This window comes from Pedococcus cremeus (assembly GCF_900111375.1).
GTDB classification, from domain to species: Bacteria; Actinomycetota; Actinomycetes; order Actinomycetales; family Dermatophilaceae; genus Pedococcus_A; species Pedococcus_A cremeus.
This window is the reverse complement of record NZ_FOHB01000002.1, coordinates 49,635-67,066: the sequence shown is the minus strand read 5'-3', so window position 1 is coordinate 67,066 and position 17,432 is coordinate 49,635. Positions and strand designations below refer to the sequence as shown.

At 72.2% G+C, this 17,432-nt stretch carries 16 protein-coding genes; 10 read left to right on the top strand and 6 right to left on the bottom strand.

What is annotated here, in order from left to right:
• Positions 1 to 16: 16 nt before the first annotated feature.
• Both BMW78_RS03950 and BMW78_RS03945 read left to right on the top strand, forming a co-directional pair.
• On the top strand, positions 17 to 1,804 hold the full coding sequence (locus BMW78_RS03950) for an AMP-dependent synthetase/ligase (protein WP_091756693.1): 1,788 nt from the start codon (positions 17 to 19) through the stop codon (positions 1,802 to 1,804).
• A gap of 55 nt (positions 1,805 to 1,859) precedes the next feature.
• Positions 1,860 to 3,224: a glycosyltransferase 87 family protein gene (locus BMW78_RS03945; protein ID WP_091756691.1), complete on the top strand. Its 1,365-nt coding sequence runs from the start codon at positions 1,860 to 1,862 to the stop codon at positions 3,222 to 3,224.
• Here BMW78_RS03945 and BMW78_RS03940 read toward each other — a convergent pair.
• Both BMW78_RS03940 and BMW78_RS03935 read right to left on the bottom strand, forming a co-directional pair.
• Positions 3,178 to 4,521 (bottom strand): hypothetical protein, encoded by a 1,344-nt coding sequence (locus BMW78_RS03940; protein ID WP_143056135.1) that lies wholly within the window; start codon positions 4,519 to 4,521, stop codon positions 3,178 to 3,180. The two genes, BMW78_RS03945 and BMW78_RS03940, sit on opposite strands and share 47 nt — an antisense overlap.
• Positions 4,522 to 4,548: 27 nt before the next feature.
• Positions 4,549 to 4,776, bottom strand: coding sequence for a hypothetical protein (locus BMW78_RS03935; protein ID WP_091756686.1), 228 nt, complete (start codon positions 4,774 to 4,776; stop codon positions 4,549 to 4,551).
• 192 nt (positions 4,777 to 4,968) lie between these two features.
• Here BMW78_RS03935 and BMW78_RS03930 point away from each other — a divergent pair, with 192 nt between their 5' ends.
• The 3 genes from BMW78_RS03930 (at position 4,969) to BMW78_RS03920 (ending at position 9,259) form a co-directional block, all read left to right on the top strand.
• Positions 4,969 to 6,687 (top strand): DEDD exonuclease domain-containing protein, encoded by a 1,719-nt coding sequence (locus tag BMW78_RS03930; protein WP_091756684.1) that lies wholly within the window; start codon positions 4,969 to 4,971, stop codon positions 6,685 to 6,687.
• Between the two features lie 35 nt (positions 6,688 to 6,722).
• Entirely contained in the window at positions 6,723 to 7,007 is a 285-nt protein-coding gene (locus BMW78_RS03925) for an Lrp/AsnC family transcriptional regulator (RefSeq protein ID WP_091756682.1), read from the top strand.
• A gap of 119 nt (positions 7,008 to 7,126) precedes the next feature.
• A complete protein-coding gene (locus tag BMW78_RS03920; RefSeq protein ID WP_091756681.1) occupies positions 7,127 to 9,259 on the top strand; it encodes a zinc ribbon domain-containing protein in 2,133 nt (710 codons plus the stop codon).
• Positions 9,260 to 9,293: 34 nt separating this feature from the next.
• Here the strand turns inward: BMW78_RS03920 and trpD are convergent, their stop codons facing one another.
• Both trpD and BMW78_RS03910 read right to left on the bottom strand, forming a co-directional pair.
• Complete coding sequence (gene trpD / locus BMW78_RS03915; RefSeq protein ID WP_091756679.1) at positions 9,294 to 10,361, bottom strand: anthranilate phosphoribosyltransferase; 1,068 nt, start codon at positions 10,359 to 10,361, stop codon at positions 9,294 to 9,296.
• 5 nt (positions 10,362 to 10,366) lie between these two features.
• On the bottom strand, positions 10,367 to 10,831 hold the full coding sequence (locus BMW78_RS03910; RefSeq protein ID WP_091756677.1) for a response regulator transcription factor: 465 nt from the start codon (positions 10,829 to 10,831) through the stop codon (positions 10,367 to 10,369).
• A 186-nt stretch (positions 10,832 to 11,017) separates the two neighbouring features.
• Between BMW78_RS03910 and ctaE the strand changes: the two genes are divergently transcribed.
• The 4 genes from ctaE to qcrB all read left to right on the top strand — a co-directional run bounded on the left by ctaE (position 11,018) and on the right by qcrB (position 15,456).
• Complete coding sequence (ctaE, locus tag BMW78_RS03905) at positions 11,018 to 11,692, top strand: aa3-type cytochrome oxidase subunit III (RefSeq protein WP_091756675.1); 675 nt, start codon at positions 11,018 to 11,020, stop codon at positions 11,690 to 11,692.
• 64 nt (positions 11,693 to 11,756) lie between these two features.
• Positions 11,757 to 12,542 (top strand): cytochrome bc1 complex diheme cytochrome c subunit, encoded by a 786-nt coding sequence (gene qcrC / locus BMW78_RS03900; protein WP_091756673.1) that lies wholly within the window; start codon positions 11,757 to 11,759, stop codon positions 12,540 to 12,542.
• Between the two features lie 47 nt (positions 12,543 to 12,589).
• Positions 12,590 to 13,678, top strand: coding sequence for a cytochrome bc1 complex Rieske iron-sulfur subunit (qcrA, locus tag BMW78_RS03895; protein WP_091756671.1), 1,089 nt, complete (start codon positions 12,590 to 12,592; stop codon positions 13,676 to 13,678).
• Positions 13,675 to 15,456, top strand: coding sequence for a cytochrome bc1 complex cytochrome b subunit (gene qcrB, locus BMW78_RS03890; RefSeq protein ID WP_091756669.1), 1,782 nt, complete (start codon positions 13,675 to 13,677; stop codon positions 15,454 to 15,456). Before qcrA ends, qcrB begins: the two co-directional genes overlap by 4 nt.
• A gap of 56 nt (positions 15,457 to 15,512) precedes the next feature.
• On the opposite strand, the gene BMW78_RS03885 is transcribed toward qcrB, so the two are convergent.
• The gene (locus BMW78_RS03885) at positions 15,513 to 15,809 is read right to left on the bottom strand and encodes a DUF167 domain-containing protein (RefSeq protein ID WP_091756667.1); all 297 of its coding nucleotides are present in this window, start codon (positions 15,807 to 15,809) and stop codon (positions 15,513 to 15,515) included.
• A 34-nt stretch (positions 15,810 to 15,843) separates the two neighbouring features.
• Here BMW78_RS03885 and BMW78_RS03880 point away from each other — a divergent pair, with 34 nt between their 5' ends.
• Positions 15,844 to 16,188, top strand: coding sequence for a metallopeptidase family protein (locus BMW78_RS03880; RefSeq protein ID WP_177180259.1), 345 nt, complete (start codon positions 15,844 to 15,846; stop codon positions 16,186 to 16,188).
• Between the two features lie 30 nt (positions 16,189 to 16,218).
• Here the strand turns inward: BMW78_RS03880 and BMW78_RS03875 are convergent, their stop codons facing one another.
• Positions 16,219 to 17,403: a L,D-transpeptidase gene (locus BMW78_RS03875; protein ID WP_091756663.1), complete on the bottom strand. Its 1,185-nt coding sequence runs from the start codon at positions 17,401 to 17,403 to the stop codon at positions 16,219 to 16,221.
• Positions 17,404 to 17,432: the final 29 nt, after the last annotated feature.

Below are 17,432 nucleotides of genomic sequence, written 5' to 3'. Positions count from 1 at the left end.
CGTCGAAGGAGACCCAGTGCAGGACCACGTCGTCCCCCCTCTCGTCGAGCCCACGACCGAGGGGAGCCTCGCCGACCTGCCGGCCCGCAACGCGGCCCGCAACCCTCACCGTGTGGCCTTCTCCAAGAAGGCCGACGGCCGCTGGGTCGACGTGACGGCCGCACAGTTCCACGACGAGGTCCGGGCGGTGGCCAAGGGCCTGGTCGCCGCGGGGGTCCGCACCGGTGACCGGGTCGGCATCATGTGCAAGACCCGCTACGAGTGGACCGTCGTCGACTTCGCCGCCTGGACCGCGGGCGCCGTGCCCGTCCCCATCTACGAGACCTCCTCCGCCGAGCAGGTGCTCTGGATCCTCAAGGACTCCGGGGCCAGGGGAATCGTCGTCGAGACCCCTGCCCACGAGGCCACCATCGCAGAGGTGCGTGACGACCTCCCCGAGCTCGAGCACGTCTGGCAGGTCGACGCCGGCGGGATCCACGCACTGGCGCAGGCCGGTGCCGGCGTGGACGACGCCGCCCTCGAGGCGGCCCGCGAGGGCGTCGACCGCACCTCGGTCGCCACGATCATCTACACCTCGGGCACCACGGGCCGGCCCAAGGGCTGCCAGCTGACCCACGACAACTTCATGGCGCTGTCGGAGAACGCCGTTCGACGCCTCGAGCAGGTCGTGCGGCGCGAGGGCGCCTCAACCCTGCTGTTCCTCCCGCTGGCCCACGTGTTCGCGCGCTTCATCGAGGTGCTGTGCGTCGACGGCGAGGCCCGGATGGGCCACAGCGCCGACATCAAGAACCTGCTGACCGACTTCGCGAACTTCAAGCCGACCTTCATCCTGTCGGTGCCCCGCGTGTTCGAGAAGATCTACAACTCGGCGGAGCAGAAGGCGACCGCCGAGGGCAAGGGCAAGATCTTCGCCACCGCGGCCGACACCGCCATCGCGTGGTCGACCGCCCTCGACAACGGCGGCGCCGGGCTGGGCCTGCGGCTGCGGCACGCGGTCTTCGACCGGCTCGTCTACGGCAAGCTCCGCGCCGCCATGGGCGGCCAGGTGCTGTATGCCGTGTCCGGCGGCGCCCCGCTCGGCACCCGGCTCGGCCACTTCTTCCGTGGCATCGGGGTCACCGTGCTCGAGGGCTACGGGCTCACCGAGACCACCGCGCCCGCGACCGTGAACATCCCGGAGCGGGTGAAGATCGGCACGGTGGGCCCGCCGCTGCCCGGCGTCGGCATCCGCATCGCCGACGACGGCGAGGTGCTGATCCGGGGCAACAACGTCTTCGCCAGCTACCACAACAACGACGACGCGACCTCGGCCGCGATCCAGGACGGCTGGTTCCACACCGGCGACATCGGCGAGCTCGACGAGGACGGCTACCTGCGGATCACCGGCCGCAAGAAGGAGCTGCTCGTCACCGCCGGCGGCAAGAACGTCGCGCCCGCGGTCCTCGAGGACCGGCTCCGCGCCCACCCGCTGGTCTCGCAGTGCATCGTCGTGGGCGACCAGAAGCCGTTCATCGCGGCGCTGGTCACCCTCGACCCGGAGATGTACCCGGCGTGGGCGAAGAACAACGGCGTCGAGGGCGTCACGCTCGAGCAGGCGCGCACCAACGACGTGGTCCGCGCCGAGATCCAGCGCGCCGTCGACGACGCCAACAAGGCGGTCTCCAAGGCCGAGTCGATCCGCAAGTTCGCCATCCTCGAGGGCGACTTCACCGAGGAGAACGGCTACCTGACGCCGTCGATGAAGCTCAAGCGCAACATCGTGCTGAAGGACTTCCACGACGACGTCGAGGCCATCTACGCCTGACCGACGCGTCGAGGCCACCGGAGCGACCTCGCCTGCCGACCTCTACGGTCTAGCCATGCCCTCCCGCCCCTCGCAGAGCCGGGCCGCCGCCTTCGCGGTGGCCTGGCTCGCGTACTTCGTGGTCCTGCAGTGGAGCGTGGTGCGCTTCCGCGTGCCCATCGTGCTGGTGCTGACGGCGTGTGCGCTGGCGCTCGCCGCGTGGCAGTGGCGCCGCTCCACGGTCGAGCCCACCCCGCCGGCCGTCACCGGCATGCTGGCCGGCAGCGCGCTCGCCACCCTCGTGGTACCGCTGTTCTCCTACCTCGGTGACACCGCCCTCGCCGTCGCCACCACCGCGCTGGTGGTCGGCGCCCTGGCGGCCGGGGCCCTGCTGTGGTCGGGCCGGGCGCGGGCGGCCGTGCCGGCCCTCGTCGCGAGCGTGACCGCGTATGCCGTGGCCGGCGCCACCGCGGTCGTCGGCGACCCGGCGCCGAAGATCGACGTGTGGGTCACCCTGCAGCAGGCCAGCGACGCCCTGGCCCGCGGCGAGAACTTCTACGACATGACCTGGACCGGCTCCCCCGGCATCCAGGACGCCTTCACCTACCTGCCGTTCACCACCGTGCTGCTCGCCCCCGGCAGGTGGCTGGCCGGCGACGTGCGCTGGGCGCTGCTGGCGTGGACCCTCGTCGCGGCAGCCGGCGCGTGGGTGCTGGCCACCCGGCTCCCCCGCGGCCACGCGGCATACTCCTCGCTTCCCGGCCCGCGGTGGCGGGGCGCGGCGGTCGTCGCGCTGCTGCTCCTCGCGCCCGGGACGCTCACCCAGCTCGACCAGGCGTGGACCGAGCCGCTGCTGCTCGCCGGGCTGGTGTGGTGGGCCGTGCTGGTCGACCGGGGCACGAAGCGGTCGGCGTGGTGGGCGGTGGTCCCACTGGCCCTCGCCTGCGCGAGCAAGCAGCACCTCGCCGTGCTCCTGCCGGTGCTGCTCGTGTGGCGACCGTTCGGTGTGCGCCGGACGCTGGCGACCGGGGCGCTGACCGGCCTCTTCATCGCGCCGTGGTTCCTCGCCAGTCCGCCGGACTTCCTGCACGACACCGTGACCCTGCTCGTCTCGTTCCCGCCGCTGAAGTTCGCCAACACCCTCTACCTGCTCGCCCTCAACAGCTTCGGCGTCACGCTGCCCTTCTGGGTCACCGGGCTCGTGGTGCTCGGCACCCTCGGCGCCGTGGTCGCCGTCGTGTGGCGCCGGCAGCCGCCGCTGGCCGAGGTGCTGCGGTGGCTGGCCCTGGTGCTGCTCGTCGCCAACCTCGTGAACAAGCAGGCGTTCTACAACCAGTTCTGGCTCGCGGGCGCCCTGGTCGTCGTCTCGCTGGCGCTCGCGGCTCGGCCGGCGGTCAGGTCCGCGCCAGACTCCGCAGGTAGGACAGCCACCCACGCGTGAAGGCCGGCTCGGTGGTGCCGAGGACGGCGGTGAAGGCCTTGCGGGTGTTCTGCTCCGGGTCACCCGGCGGCGCCGACGCGCTCGGGCGGCTGGCGGCGTTGAGGTAGAACCGGACCAGCGCCTTCTCCCCGTGCTGGTCGACGATGCGGCAGACCGCCAGCCAGGCGGCGTTGTAGCTCGGGGCGATGGTGGAGGTCGACGGGTCGAAGTCGCGCTCCGTGGGCAGGGCCCGCGGGCCGTTCCTGTGCCGCACCCGCTCGAGCAGCGGCGCGGCGATGGTGGTGCGGGGCAGGTCGACCGCCCGGTAGCCGACGTAGTCGGCCAGGCCCTCCGAGAGCCACAGGGGCACCGGCCTGGTGGTCGAGGCGCGCACGGCCACGTGCGTCGTCTCGTGGCTGAGGACGACCTGCTGTCCGGTGGCCTGCAGCCGGGCGAACGCCTGCGGGTTCACCACGACCCGGTCCGACCCCGCCCGGCCGTCGCTGTCGAGGGCTCCGTCCGTGACGGCGGCCACCTGCTCGACGCTGCCGGTGGACTGGCCCAGCTGGTCGGCCATCTCGGCGGCGGTGGCGGGCACGACGACCACGAGCCTGGCGCCCCACGGGCGCGTCCAGACCTGCTCGACGGCCCGCACCGCACGGTCGCCGAGGCGCAGGTAGCTCTCGAGGTCGCGCACCTTCCCGCTGGCCACCACGAGCGTGCGCCGGCTGGAGACCACCTTCAGGTCGGGCAGGTCCCACAGCTGCGCCTGCGTGCCGCCGTCGGAGTCGTCGGCGAGCCTCCAGCCGTCGGGCCGGTGGACCACGGTCAGGTGCGTCTCGTAGGTGCGCGGCCGGCGGTCCCAGCCCCTGAGGGTGTAGCGGCCCTCGACGCGGGCCACCCACGCGTCGGGGCCGACCTCTGCGGCCCGGTCGGTGCCGAGGGCCGCGGCTGCCTCGGGGGTGCCGTAGGCGAAGGTGCCGAGCGGCAGGCGCACGAGGTTGTCGAACACCTGGAGCTGGCGCAGCCCGAAGCCGGACCCTGGGTCGTCGAGGGTGGCGGTGAAGCGGGCCCGGTCATGGGCGAGGACGGCCGCGGCGCGCTCGTCGAGCAGCTGCGTGAGCGCCTCGACGCGGGCGGCCTCCGGGTCGACCGACGGGGTGCCGGCCGCTGAGGTCGCGGTCGCGCTCGGGGACGCCGTGGTGCGCTCGCGCTCGACGACGGTCCCCGTGCACCCGGCAAGAACGCTCGCAGCCAGCGCGGTGACCGCCACGGCGGCGGCCACCCTGCTGCGGCAGCGGCCGCCCGTCGTCGTCACGCGGCCATCGTAGGCAGCGGGTGGGGGTCAGCCGACGGCGCGCACCCCGCTGTAGGGCTCGCGCCGCGCCCGCAGGCCGGCGGCCTCCTCGGGGCTCACGAGACCCGACGCGACGAACAGGGTCACCGCAGCGCGCTCCGAGGCGTCGAGCGGCAGGTCGGCGGCCGGCGGCTCCAGCAGGGCCGTCACCATGCAGTCACCGCAGTGGAGCTCGGGGACCGGGCAGGACGTGCAGTCGATGATCACCGTGATCACCCCTTCCTTGTGACTGCCCACCACCGTAGGGACGACCACCGACAACGGTGCCCGGCCCGTTGCCCGGCACAGTGCCCGACACATGCCCGACAACGGTCCCCGCCGGCGGTCGCGCACCGCTTCCGTCCCTCTCCGGAGCGGTCGTGGCGCGCCTGCGACGGGCTGTCGGCGCCGCGGCATACCGTCTGGCGCATGCAGATGGTCCAGGGCACGTTCGACGACCTCGGCACCCCGCTCTCGGGTGTCACGTTCGTCGTCGTCGACCTCGAGACCACCGGCGGCAGCCCCGCCGAGTCGTCGATCACCGAGATCGGCGCCGTCAAGGTGCGCGGCGGCGAGGTGCTCGGCGAGTTCCAGTCCCTGGTCAACCCCGGCGCCCCCATCCCGGCGTTCATCCAGGTGCTCACCGGCATCACCGACTCCATGGTCGCGACGGCCCCGCGCATCGAGACCGCCCTGCCCGCCTTCCTCGAGTTCGCCCGGGGCACGGTGCTGGTGGCGCACAACGCGGGCTTCGACATCTCCTTCCTCAAGGCGGCCGCCGCCCGCACCGGCAACCGCTGGCCCGGCTTCGAGGTGCTCGACACCGTGACCCTCGCCCGTCAGCTGGTGCCCCGCGACGAGGCCCGCAACCACAAGCTCTCGACGCTGGCAGCCCTCTTCGGCTCCCCCACCACGCCCGACCACCGGGCGCTGCACGACGCCCGCGCCACCGTCGACGTGCTGCACGCCCTCATCGGCCGGGTGGGCAACCTCGGCGTGCACACCCTCGAGGAGCTCGGCAGCTACACCTCGCGGGTGTCGCCGGCGACCCGTCGCAAGCGCTACCTCGCCCAGGACCTGCCCTCCGCGCCGGGCGTCTACCTGTTCAAGGACGGCAACGGCCGGGTGCTCTACGTCGGCACGTCGGTCAACATCCGCACCCGCGTGCGCAGCTACTTCACGGCCTCCGAGCAGCGCACCCGGATGGCCGAGATGGTCCGGCTCGCCGAGAGCGTCACGCCGGTGGTCTGCGCCACCACCCTCGAGGCCGAGGTGCGCGAGCTACGCCTCATCGCCGAGCACAAGCCGCGCTACAACCGCCGCTCCAAGGCCCCCGAGCGAGGGGTGTGGGTCAAGCTCACCGTCGAGTCGTTCCCGCGTCTGAGCATGGTGCGCGAGGTGCGCGCCGACGGGGCCCGCTACGTCGGGCCCTTCTCCAACCGGGCATCCGCCGAGGCGGCGATCGCCGCGGTGCACGAGGTCATCCCCCTGCGCCAGTGCGTGCAGCGGCTCTCCCCCACCAAGCCGGTCAGCGCGTGCGCCCTCGCCGACATGGGCCGCTGCGGAGCGCCGTGCACCGGCGCGCAGAGCGTGGAGGCGTATGCCGCGGTGGCGGCCCGCGCGGCGGCCGCCCTCGGCGGCGACAGCCGCGACGTCGTCACAGCCCTGCGGGGGCGCATGGTGGCGCTCGCCGAGCAGGAGAGGTTCGAGGACGCCGGCATGCTGCGCGACCGACTGCTGTCGCTGGTGCGCGGCATGGCGCGCACCCAGCGGATCGCCCCGCTGGCCTCCAGCGCCGAGATCGTCGCCGCCCGGCCCGCCGTCCTCGGCGGGTGGGAGCTCGTCTGCATCCGCCACGGCCGCCTGGCCGGCAGCAGCATCGCGCCTCGCGGCGCCGACCCGATGCCCTACGTCGAGGCCCTGCGCGCCAGTGCGGAGGCGGTCCGCCCGGCACCCTCACCGGCTCCCGCCGCCACGGCGGAGGAGTCGGAGAAGATCCTGCGCTGGCTGGAGACCCCCGGCGTGCGCCTCGTCGACCTCGAGGGGCAGTGGACCTGCCCCGTCGGCGGCGCGGGCGCGGCCCGGGCCCAGCTCGAGCCGCAGGCGGTCTCGCGACACGAGGCGGCCGGGTTCGTCGCCGCGTCCTGAGCACCCGCGCTCACCTCCCCACTACTGTGGGCCCCGTGATCTCCGCCATCGTCCTCATCAACGCTGAAGTCGACCGCATCCCCGAGGTGGCCCAGGCCATCGCCGAGCTCGACGGCGTGAGCGAGGTCTACTCGGTGGCCGGCGACGTCGACCTCATCGCCATGGTGCGGGTCCGAGCCCACGAGGACCTCGCCGACGTCATCGCCGACCGGCTCAACAAGGTCGACGGCGTGACCGGCACCTCGACCCACATCGCCTTCCGCACCTACTCCCGCCACGACCTCGAGGCAGCGTTCAGCCTCGGCCTGGACGACGCGTAGGGCCGCACCTGGTCCCCGGCCGATCGGGGGATCTGAGTAGAAAGCCTCATGCCGGGCAGACCCGGTGGCCCGACACTCCTGCCAGAGGGCGTGACGCCCGTGAGCCAGGAGGAACGTCGATGACACCCGCAGTCCCCTGCCCGTCCTGCGGGACCCCGCTTCCACCCGAGGGGTCCGATCAGTGCCCCACCTGTCACCTGCCCCTGCGGGGTCCGCTCGCCGGTCGGCTCTGGGAGGTCGACCAGAGGCTGGCAGACCTGACGCGTGAGCGCGAGCAGCTGCTGACGACGCTGCGCTCCCAGCGCCTCGGCGGGCCGGTCCTCTCAGCGCCTGCCCCGGCGCCGGTCGGCCACCCGGTCCGCACGGCGTCCCGCCCGCGGTGGAGCGGGCAGCAGGTGCTGCTCGGGGTGGGCGTGCTGCTGGTGCTCGTCGCCGCGCTCGTCTTCCTCGCGGTCGCCTGGGAGCTCATCGGGGTGGGCGGGCAGGTGCTGGCCATGGCGCTGCTCACCGGCCTGACGGCATACGGTTCGCTGCGGCTGTCACGGCAGGGGCTGCGCAGCAGCGCCGAGGCGCTCGCAGCGCTCACCGCCGGCCTGCTGCTGGTCGACGTGGCGGCGGCGCGGGCTCTCGGGCTGGCCGGGCTGGAGCAGGTCGACCTGCGGGGCTACACGGCCGTGACCGCCACGGGCGTCGCGGTGGTCCTCGCCGCACTGCACGCCCGCGACCGCCGCGTGGCGTTCTTCGGGGTCGGCGCGCTCGTGGCGGCCACCGCGGCCTGGGCGGCTGTCCTGGGTTGGGCCACCGAACCCCCCGCCCTGTTCGCCGCCGTCGCCCTGACCGGGGCCGCCGTCTTCGCAGCCGCGGCGGTGCGGCTGCCCTCGCGGCTCGGCGTGGTCCGCTCCGGCGCAGTGGTGCCCGCGGTCCTGTACCTCCTGCTCGGCCTCGTGGTCGCCGTCGCCGCCGCCTTCGACGACCTCTACCTCGACGGCCTGACCCGACCGGACGCCGAGGCGGTGCTGGTGCTGGCAGTCCTGTGCGGCGGTGGCTGGGCCCTCCTGCGCGAGGTCCTCAGCGCTCGTGACCGCGGGCTCGGCCGTGGCAGCGCAGCCGCTGCCTGGGTGGCCGCGCCCCTGTCGTGGGACTGGTGGCCTGTCACTGCGCTCGCCGCCGCCGTCGGCCTCGCCGGTCCCGCGGCCGTGACCGCGATCGGTGGGCAGGCCGGGCCCGCCACCACGGCCGCCGTCTCGGTGGTGGTGGCGACCGGGTTCGGGGTGGTCGCTGCACGGCCCGGCGCGGGGTGGTCGTGCACCCGGTGGGCGGTGCTGGCGATGGGCGGGCTCGCCCTGGCCGGGCTCGTCGCAGCGGCCGCGCACTGGAGCTCACAGACGGCAGCGACCGTCGCGGTGGCGGGGATCGCGGCGGCCGCGACCGTGCTCTCGGTGGTGCGAGTCGACGTCCGGCCGGTCGGCAGCGCCGTCGCCGCGCTCTCCGGCGCCACGAGCGTCGGGCTGGCGGCCCAGCTGCTGGGCGACGGGTGGCTGGTCGCCGCTCTGTCAGCGGTTGGGCTGGCCCTGGCCTCGCTCGCCGCCTGGCGTCGCGGTCGTCCGGAGGAGGTCTCCCTGGAGGTGGCAGCCGTGCTGACGGTGACCTCCGCCCAGGTCTGGGCACTCGGGGACGGCTGGGCGGGCACCCTCTCGCTGCTGCTCGCCCTCGAGGGAGCGGTCGCCGTCGCGTATGCCGTGCTGCTGCACCGCCGTCACGTCGTCGTGCTGGGTGCGCTGGCCTGGTCGGCTGCCGTGTGGGTGCTCGCCGCCGACTCCGGCGTCACGACGCCGGAGGCCTACTCCGTGCCCGCGGCCGCGTTCGCGCTCGCGGCGGGCCTGTGGCTGGGGTGGACGACGCCGGGTCTGTCGTCGTGGGTGACCCTCGGGCCCGCCGCGGCCATCGGGCTGCTGCCGTCGGCCCTGGCCTCCGTCGACGACGCGAGCCCGGTGCGGCCCCTGCTCACCCTGGTCGCCGCCTCCGCGGTGCTCGCCCTCGGGGTCGCCCTGCGCCAGCAGGCGCTCGTCGTGGTGGGTGCCGTCGCTGCCGTCGTGGTGGCGGTGAGCCAGGTCGCGCCGTATGCCGTCGGGCTCCCCCGCTGGCTCACGCTGGGGCTGACGGGCGCGCTGCTGCTCGCTCTGGGGGCGCGCTACGAACGGCGGCGCCGGGACGCCGTGCGGGTGGCGCACTGGCTGGCCCACCTGCACTGAGCCGCCCACTTGCACTGAGCGGCTGGGCGCAGGCTCAGAGGTCGTCGCGCTGGCTGGCCCGCGCCCAGGCGTCGAGGCGGCGCAGCGCCTCACCGGAGTCGAGGGCCTGCTCGGCGCGGTCCATCCCGCGCCGCACCCCCGCCAGGAAGTCGGCGTCGGTGGTGCCGGTGTCGGGCTCGGTGAGGGCCAGCGCGATGCCGGCGTTGAGCACCACGGCGTCGCGCACGGGCGACCGCTGGCCGGCGAACACCTCCCGCGCCACCCCGGCGTTGTGCGCGGCATCGGCGCCGCGCAGCGTCTCCAGGGGGTGCAGCTCGAGGCCGAGGCCGCGCGGGTCCAGCACGTGCTCGCGAACCTCGCCGTCGCGCACCCACCACACGTGGGACGTGGTGCTGATGGTGAGCTCGTCGAGCCCGTCGTCGCCCCGAAACACGGCGGCGTCCTTCTTGCGGCCGGCGAAGACCCCGGCCATCAGTGGGGCGAGGCGGGTGTCGGCGACGCCGACCGCGGCATACGTCGGTCGCGCCGGGTTGGTGAGCGGCCCGAGCAGGTTGAACGCGGTGCCGATGCCCAGGTCACGCCGCGCCTCGGCCGCATGGCGCATGGACGGGTGGAACGTCTGGGCGAAGCAGAAGGTGATGCCCGCGAGCTCGGCGACGCGGGCGACCTCGTCGGGGGTCAAGGTGAGGTTGACCCCGAGGGCCTCCAGCACGTCGGCGGATCCGGACGACGAGGACGCCGCCCGGTTTCCGTGCTTGACCACCTTGATGCCGCTCGCGGCGATGACGATCGACGCCATCGTCGAGATGTTGACCGTGTGGGCCCGGTCGCCGCCGGTGCCGACGATGTCGAGGCTCGGCTCGGCCACCGTGATCGGCCGTGCGTGGGCGATCATCACGTCCGCCAGCCCGCGCACCTCGTCGACACTCTCACCCTTGGCGCGCAGCGCCACCAGGAAACCCGCCTGCTGCACGGGCGAGGCCTCGCCGGACATGATCTGGTCCATGGCCCAGGCAGCGGCCTCGGTGCTGAGGTCGGTGCCTGCGAGCAGCGAGGTGAGCAGGTCCGGCCACGTGAAGGTGGCCGGCGCCGCTGAACCCATCGACGTCAGGCCGTGGCCGCGTGCCCGCGGCGCCCGAGCTCGGCGACCGCGGAGGCGAGGGCGATCGGGTCGAGCGGGTGAGGCACGGCGAGGTCGGCCTGCGACCAGGTGGCCAGCCACCCGTCCTGCGGGCGTCCTGTCAGCACGAGGATCGGGGGGCAGCTGTAGATCTCGTTCTTCAGCTGCCGGCACAGGCCCAGGCCACCGGTCGGGGCGGCCTCGCCGTCGAGCACCAGCACGTCGAAGTGTCCGTTCTCGACCGCCTCGATGACCGCGGCGGCGGTGGCGCACTCACGCCAGGAGGCGACCTCCACGTCGCGGGCCGGGCGGCGGCCGACGTTGACGCGCACGGCGTCGCGGGTGGTGACGTCGTCGCTGTAGAGCAGCACCGAGATCTGCCGGACGGCGGAACCGTCACGGGCCGTCGTCGAGGATGCGGACGAGGCTGCGGACGCGTGCGGAGCGGTCATGCGGTGAATCCTAGCGGGGGCCCGGGCCGGCCCCGGACGGCCTCCCCCAGGCGCTCCGGGACACCGTCCCGGCAGGCTCAGCATCACGTTCTCGTCACGTTCTCGGCGCCTTCCCCGCACATTCCCGGCGCAGGGGCGGCGACCAACGGGGGGTCGAGGGTGTGCCGCGATGCCGATGTGGCAATAATGGCGCACGTGGCGACAGCATCCGCAGTGCATTCAGGTACCCCCGGCCCCGTAGGGTCGATCCCCGGTCACGGTCCCGTGACCCGACCGAACATGGTGTCGGTCGGCACGATCGTGTGGCTCTCCAGCGAGCTGATGTTCTTCGCGGGCCTGTTCGCGATGTACTTCACGATCCGCGGTGTCTCGCACGACCTCTGGGCCGAGAAGACGACCATCCTCAACGTCCCGTTCGCCACCGTGAACACCTTGGTCCTCGTGATCTCCTCGGTGTGGTGCCAGCTCGGCGTGCACGCGGCCGAGCACGGCAAGGCCCACCGGGGCGACGCCAAGCTGTTCAACGTCAGCTCGTGGGGCATGCGCGAGTGGTACGTGCTCACCTACATCTTCGGCGCGATCTTCGTCTCCGGGCAGGTGCTCGAGTACTCCGAGCTGGTCCACGAGGGCGTCACGCTGGCCTCCGACGCCTACGGCTCGGTCTTCTACCTGACCACCGGCTTCCACGCGATGCACGTGACCGGCGGCCTGCTGGCCTTCCTGCTCATCATCGGCCGGACCTTCACCACCCGGACCTACAGCCACAACCAGGCTGCCGGCGCCGTCGTGACGTCGTACTACTGGCACTTCGTCGACGTCGTGTGGATTGCGCTGTTCGCCACGATCTACCTGCTGAAGTGACAGCCATCCGCCTCCCCTCCCTCCACCGAACTACTCGACGACCGCACACGCACAGGAGCGCACTGTGAACGCACTGGCCGCCCGCCGACGGCACCCGGCCGCCATCGCCCTCCTCATCCTGGTGGGCCTGCTGGTGACCGGTGCGGCGTATGCCGCCCTGGCGCCGAAGCCGGCCCAGGCCTCCACCGTGAGCGCCGACCAGGTCCAGCAGGGCAAGAAGCTCTTCCAGGCCAACTGCTCGACCTGCCACGGTCTGCAGGCGGAGGGCTCCAAGGACGGGCCCAGCCTGGCCGGTGTGGGCGCGGCCTCCGTCGACTTCCAGGTCGGCACCGGCCGCATGCCGATGACCCGCCCGGACGTGCAGGCCCCGCGCAAGGAGAAGGTCGTCTTCAGCGAGGAGGAGATCGCCGCGATGGGCGCCTACGTCGCCTCGCTGGCCCCCGGCCCGGCCGTCCCGGACCAGGAGTTCACCGACGGCTCGAAGGGTGACCCCGCCAAGGGCGGCGAGCTCTTCCGCGTCAACTGCGCCATGTGCCACAACGCCTCCGGCGCCGGCGGTGCCCTCACCCGAGGCAAGTACGCCCCCTCGCTGCACAACGTGTCGGGCAAGCACATCTACGAGGCGATGCTCACGGGCCCGCAGTCGATGCCCGTGTTCAACGACAACAACATCACCCCGGAGAGCAAGCGCGACATCGTCGCCTTCCTCCACTCGGTGGACAAGCAGCAGAACGTGGGCGGCATGGCGCTCGGCCGCCTCGGCCCGGTCTCCGAAGGCCTGTTCATCTGGGTGTTCGGCCTCGGCATCATGATCGGCTTCGCTGTCTGGCTCGGCCAGAAGTCAGCCTGACACCCACAGCACTCGACCACTGCGAACCGACAGGATCGACCACAGCAATGAACGAACACGGCACTGAGCACGGCGGCCAGGTGCAGCCGGGCACCGAGGGCTACGGCAGCTCCGCGGTCCGGCTCGACCAGGGGCACGTCCAGGGCACGGGCGGCCTGCCCGAGCGCTTCGAGGACCCCGGTTTCCCGCCGCACATCCACCGCGCCGCCGACCTCGACGAGGCCGCGGCCAAGCGGGCCGAGAAGCAGGTCGCCGCGCTGTTCGGGCTGTCGATCCTCGGCACGCTCGTCTTCATCGTCGCGTACTTCGCCATCCCGATGGACGCCTCGGCGTACATCCCGGGCATCGGTGACGCGAACCTGTCCAACGTGGTCCTCGGCGTCTCGCTCGCCTTCGGCCTGCTCGGCATCGGCGTCGGGGCGGTCCACTGGGCCAAGACCCTCATGCCCGACGAGGAGGTCGTCGAGGAGCGCCACCCGCTGCGGTCCTCCGACGAGGCGCGCAGCGGTTTCGTCAAGACCATGATGACCGGCGGCACCGAGGCGCAGCTCGCCCGTCGCCCGCTGATCAAGTACAGCCTCGGCGGCGCGCTCGGCCTCTTCGCCCTACCCGTCGTGCTCCAGGTGGTCGGCAGCCTCGGCCCGCTGCCCAAGGACGGGCTGTCCAAGACCATGTGGAAGAAGGGCGACCGCCTCGTGCGCGACCCCGAGCACACCCCCATCAGGGCCACCGACGTCACCATCGGCTCGGTGTTCCACGTGCTCCCCGAGTCCATCAAGGACTCCACGCACGTGCTCGAGGACAAGGCCAAGGCCGCCGTTCTCCTCATGCGGCTCGAGCCCGAGGCCATCAAGGTCGCCAAGGAGCGCGACTGGGGCCACGAGGGCATCGTCGCCTACTCCAAGATCTGCACGCACGTCGGCTGCCCCGTCGGCCTGTACGAGCAGCAGACCCACCACCTGCTGTGCCCGTGTCACCAGTCCACCTTCGACGTGACGCAGGACTGCAAGGTCATCTTCGGCCCGGCGAAGCGACCGCTGCCGCAGCTGAAGATCACTGTTGACGCCGAGGGTTACCTGGTGGCCGACGCCCCGTTCCGCGAGGCTGTTGGCCCGAGCTTCTGGGAGCGTGGATGAGCACCGCCGCACACAACGCATCGGGCGCAGAGCGCCTGCGCGCCAACGACCCTGAGCACGAGGCCCCCGTCGGCGGAGGCCTGAGGAAGGTCGGCGGCGTCGCCGGCTGGGTCGACGACCGCACCGGCGCAGCCAAGGGCGTCGGTTACCTCATGAAGAAGGTCTTCCCCGACCACTGGTCGTTCATGCTCGGGGAGGTGGCGATGTACTCGATGATCATCTGCCTCGTCACCGGCGCCTTCCTCACCTTCTGGTTCGTCCCCAGCGCCGGGCAGGTCGTCTACGACGGCTCCTACCTGCCGCTCAAGGGCGTCACCATGTCCGAGGCCTACCGCTCCACCCTGGACATCTCGTTCGACATCCGTGGCGGCCTGATCATCCGGCAGATCCACCACTGGGCGGCGCTGCTGTTCATCGTGGCGATCAACGTGCACATGATGCGCGTGTTCTTCACGGGCGCGTTCCGCAAGCCGCGTGAGCTCAACTGGGTGCTCGGCGCCCAGCTGTCGATGCTCGCGCTGGTCGAGGGCTTCGCCGGTTACTCGCTTCCGGACGACCTGCTGTCGGGCACCGGCCTGCGGGCCGCTGAGGGCTTCATGCGCTCGGTCCCGGTGGTGGGCAGCTACCTGTCCTACTTCGTCTTCAACGGGCCCTTCCCCGGCGAGTCGATCATCCCCCGCCTGTATGCCGTGCACGTGCTGCTGCTCCCGGCGATCCTCGTCGGCCTCTTCACCGCGCACATCGTGCTGGTCGCCGTGCAGAAGCACACCCAGTACCCCGGGCCCGGCCGTACCAACGACAACGTCGTCGGCTTCCCGGTGATGCCGGTGTATGCCGCGAAGGCCGGTGGGTTCTTCTTCATCGTCTTCGGTGTGGTCGCCCTGATGTCCGCCCTGGTGACGATCAACCCGATCTGGGCGTACGGCCCCTACGACCCGTCGCCGGTGACCGCCGGTTCCCAGCCTGACTGGTACATGGGCTTCGCCGACGGTGCCCTCCGTCTGCTCCCGGGCTTCCTGGAGTTCACGGCCTTCGGGTTCACGTTCAGCTTCAACGTCATGATCGGCGCCATCCTGCTGATCCCCATCATGTACGGCCTGATCACGCTCTACCCGTTCCTCGAGGAGTGGGTGACCGGTGACAAGCGCGAGCACCACCTGCTGGACCGTCCGCGCAACAACCCGACGCGCACCGGCATCGGCATGGCGGGCATCGCGTCCTACTGCGTGCTGATGTTCGCGGCCGGCAACGACATCATGGCGATCAAGCTCCACCTGTCGATCAACGACATCACCAACATGCTGCGCCTGCTCTTCTTCGTGGCCCCGCCGGTGGTCTTCTGGGTCACCAAGCGGATCTGCCTGAGCCTGCAGCGTCGTGACCGCGACCTGGTGCTCCACGGCCGCGAGACCGGACGCATCGTCCGCACCGCCGAGGGCCGTTTCTACGAGCAGCACGAGCCGCTCGACCCGTACACCCGTTGGCACCTGGTGCAGCACGAGCAGCACCGCCCGCTCGAGCTCGAGTCCGGTGTCGACGAGAACGGTGTGGCCGCTCCCAACGCCCGCAGCCAGCGCCTGCGCGCCAAGCTGTCGCGGTTCTACTTCAACGACCGGGTCGAGCCGGTGACCCCCGCCGAGCTGGAGGCCGCCCACCACGACGGCCATCACGTCGAGGCGATCGAGCACCAGGAGCCCGGTGGCGCGCCGCTCGTCGAGGTCGGCTCGGCCCCGGCCGGCGAGAACCCGGACACCACGGAGCAGCGCCCGGGTCACTGACCCGCCAGGTCCTCCGCAACAGAAGTGCCGCACCCCGTCGGGGTGCGGCACTTCTGTCATCCGCGCGCGGCCGCCTCGAGCAGGTCGGCAAGCCGCTGGGGTGCTCCCGGCGGGACCGGGTCGAGCTCGAGCACCTTGGTGCGGCTGCGCTCCCCCGTCACCAGGTGCACGTCGCGCGTCCTGGCGCCGAACGCCCGCGCCACCGCCGCCAGGACGGCGGCCGTGGCGGCGCCGTCGACCGCCCGCTGCGTCACGGCCACCACGAGGGCCGCAGAGGCGTCACCCGCGTCGCCGTAGCGGCCGCCCACCGCCGTGCGGGACGACCCGGGCCTGACCCTGACGGTGATGCGCACGCGGCCATCATGGCAGGCTGGGCCCGTGCACGAGATGAGCCGGCAGGAGTTCGAGGACGCCGTCGGCGACGCCCTCGACGCCGTGCCGGCGGAGCTCATGTCGCTGTTGGACAACGTGGTGTTCTTCGTCGAGGACGAGCCTGCGCCCGGTGACCCCGACCTGCTCGGCATCTACGAGGGCGTGCCCCTCACCGAGCGCGGGGACGCCTGGGCCATGGGCGCGCTCCCCGACCGCATCACGATCTACCGGGGCCCCCTGCTGCGGATGTGCGCCGACCGGGACGAGCTGCTCGACGAGATCGCCATCACCGTCGTCCACGAGATCGCCCACCACTTCGGCATCGACGACCACCGGCTCCACGAGCTCGGCTGGGCCTAGAGGCTCGGTGCCGGGGCGCTCCGAGAGCCCTCAGGACAGGGCGCTCTGAGCCTTCCAGCCGGCGAAGTCGTACATCCAGACGCCGATGCCCTCGTCCGGCTTGAAGCGGCGCGTCGACCCGGTGAAGTTCACGACGTCACCCACCTTGGAGTTGTCGAACATCCACTTGGCGTTCGCCGGCGCCATGTTGACGCAGCCGTGCGAGACGTTGGCCGAGCCCTGGGAGCCGACCGACCAGGGCGCCGAGTGGAGGTACTCCCCCGTCCAGGTCACCCGCAGGTTCCACTTGGTCTTGATCTTGTAGTAGTTCGGGTCGCCCTTGGGGATGCCGACCGTCGAGGAGTCCATGGTGACCTCCCCTTCCTTGCGGATGATCACCTTGGTGCCGTACCGCGTCTCGGTGAGCGGGCCGGGCTTGCCGGTGCTCACGGGGATCACCTTGATCACCTGGCCGCCGCGCCGCACGGTCATCGTGTGCGCCTTCATGTCGACGGTGCTGATCATCGACGAGCCGATGGTGAAGGAGGCCTGGTCGTCGTTGGCCACCCACTTGTCGGGGCCGGTCTGCACACCGGTGAGCGGTGCGTTGACGCTGACCTTGGTGCCGGGCCGCCAGTACTCGGCCGGCCTCCACATCAGCTGGCGGTTGTCCAGCCAGCCCCACGCGCCCTTGGTCTGGGGCACGGTCTTCACCGACACACGCTTCTCGACCTCGGCGCGCATCTGCTTGGTCGCGACGGCGGAGTCGAACTGGATGCTCACCGGCATACCGACGCCCACCGTCATGCCGGCGTTGAGGATGCCGTAGGTCGCGGTGACCTTCGGCTTGAGGGTGCGGAACGCGGAGGTCACCGTGGTCGGCGACCCGTCCGGGCCCTTCGCCTCCACCGAGACCGTGTATGCCGTGTCGGGCCTGAGCAGCTGCTTGGAGGCCCACCCGGTGTCGCCGTTCTTCGTGCCGGTGACCGTGGCGCCCTCGGCGTCCTTGACGGTCACGGAGGTGAGCGTGCCGCTCTTCGCGCTCACGGTGACCTTCTGCGACGGCAGCACCCCCGAGGCGGCGTTCGCGGGCGCGATGGCGACCTCGGCCGGGGTGCTGGACGGCGAAGGAGTGGCGCTCTCGGCCGCCTGGTGGTCGGCGGTCGACGAGGAGGTGCCTGCGGCCGTGGCGCCCGCTCCCGGGTTGCAGCCGGCAGCCGCCAGCACGGCACCCATCAACGCAACCGCTGCCGCGGCGCGGCTCC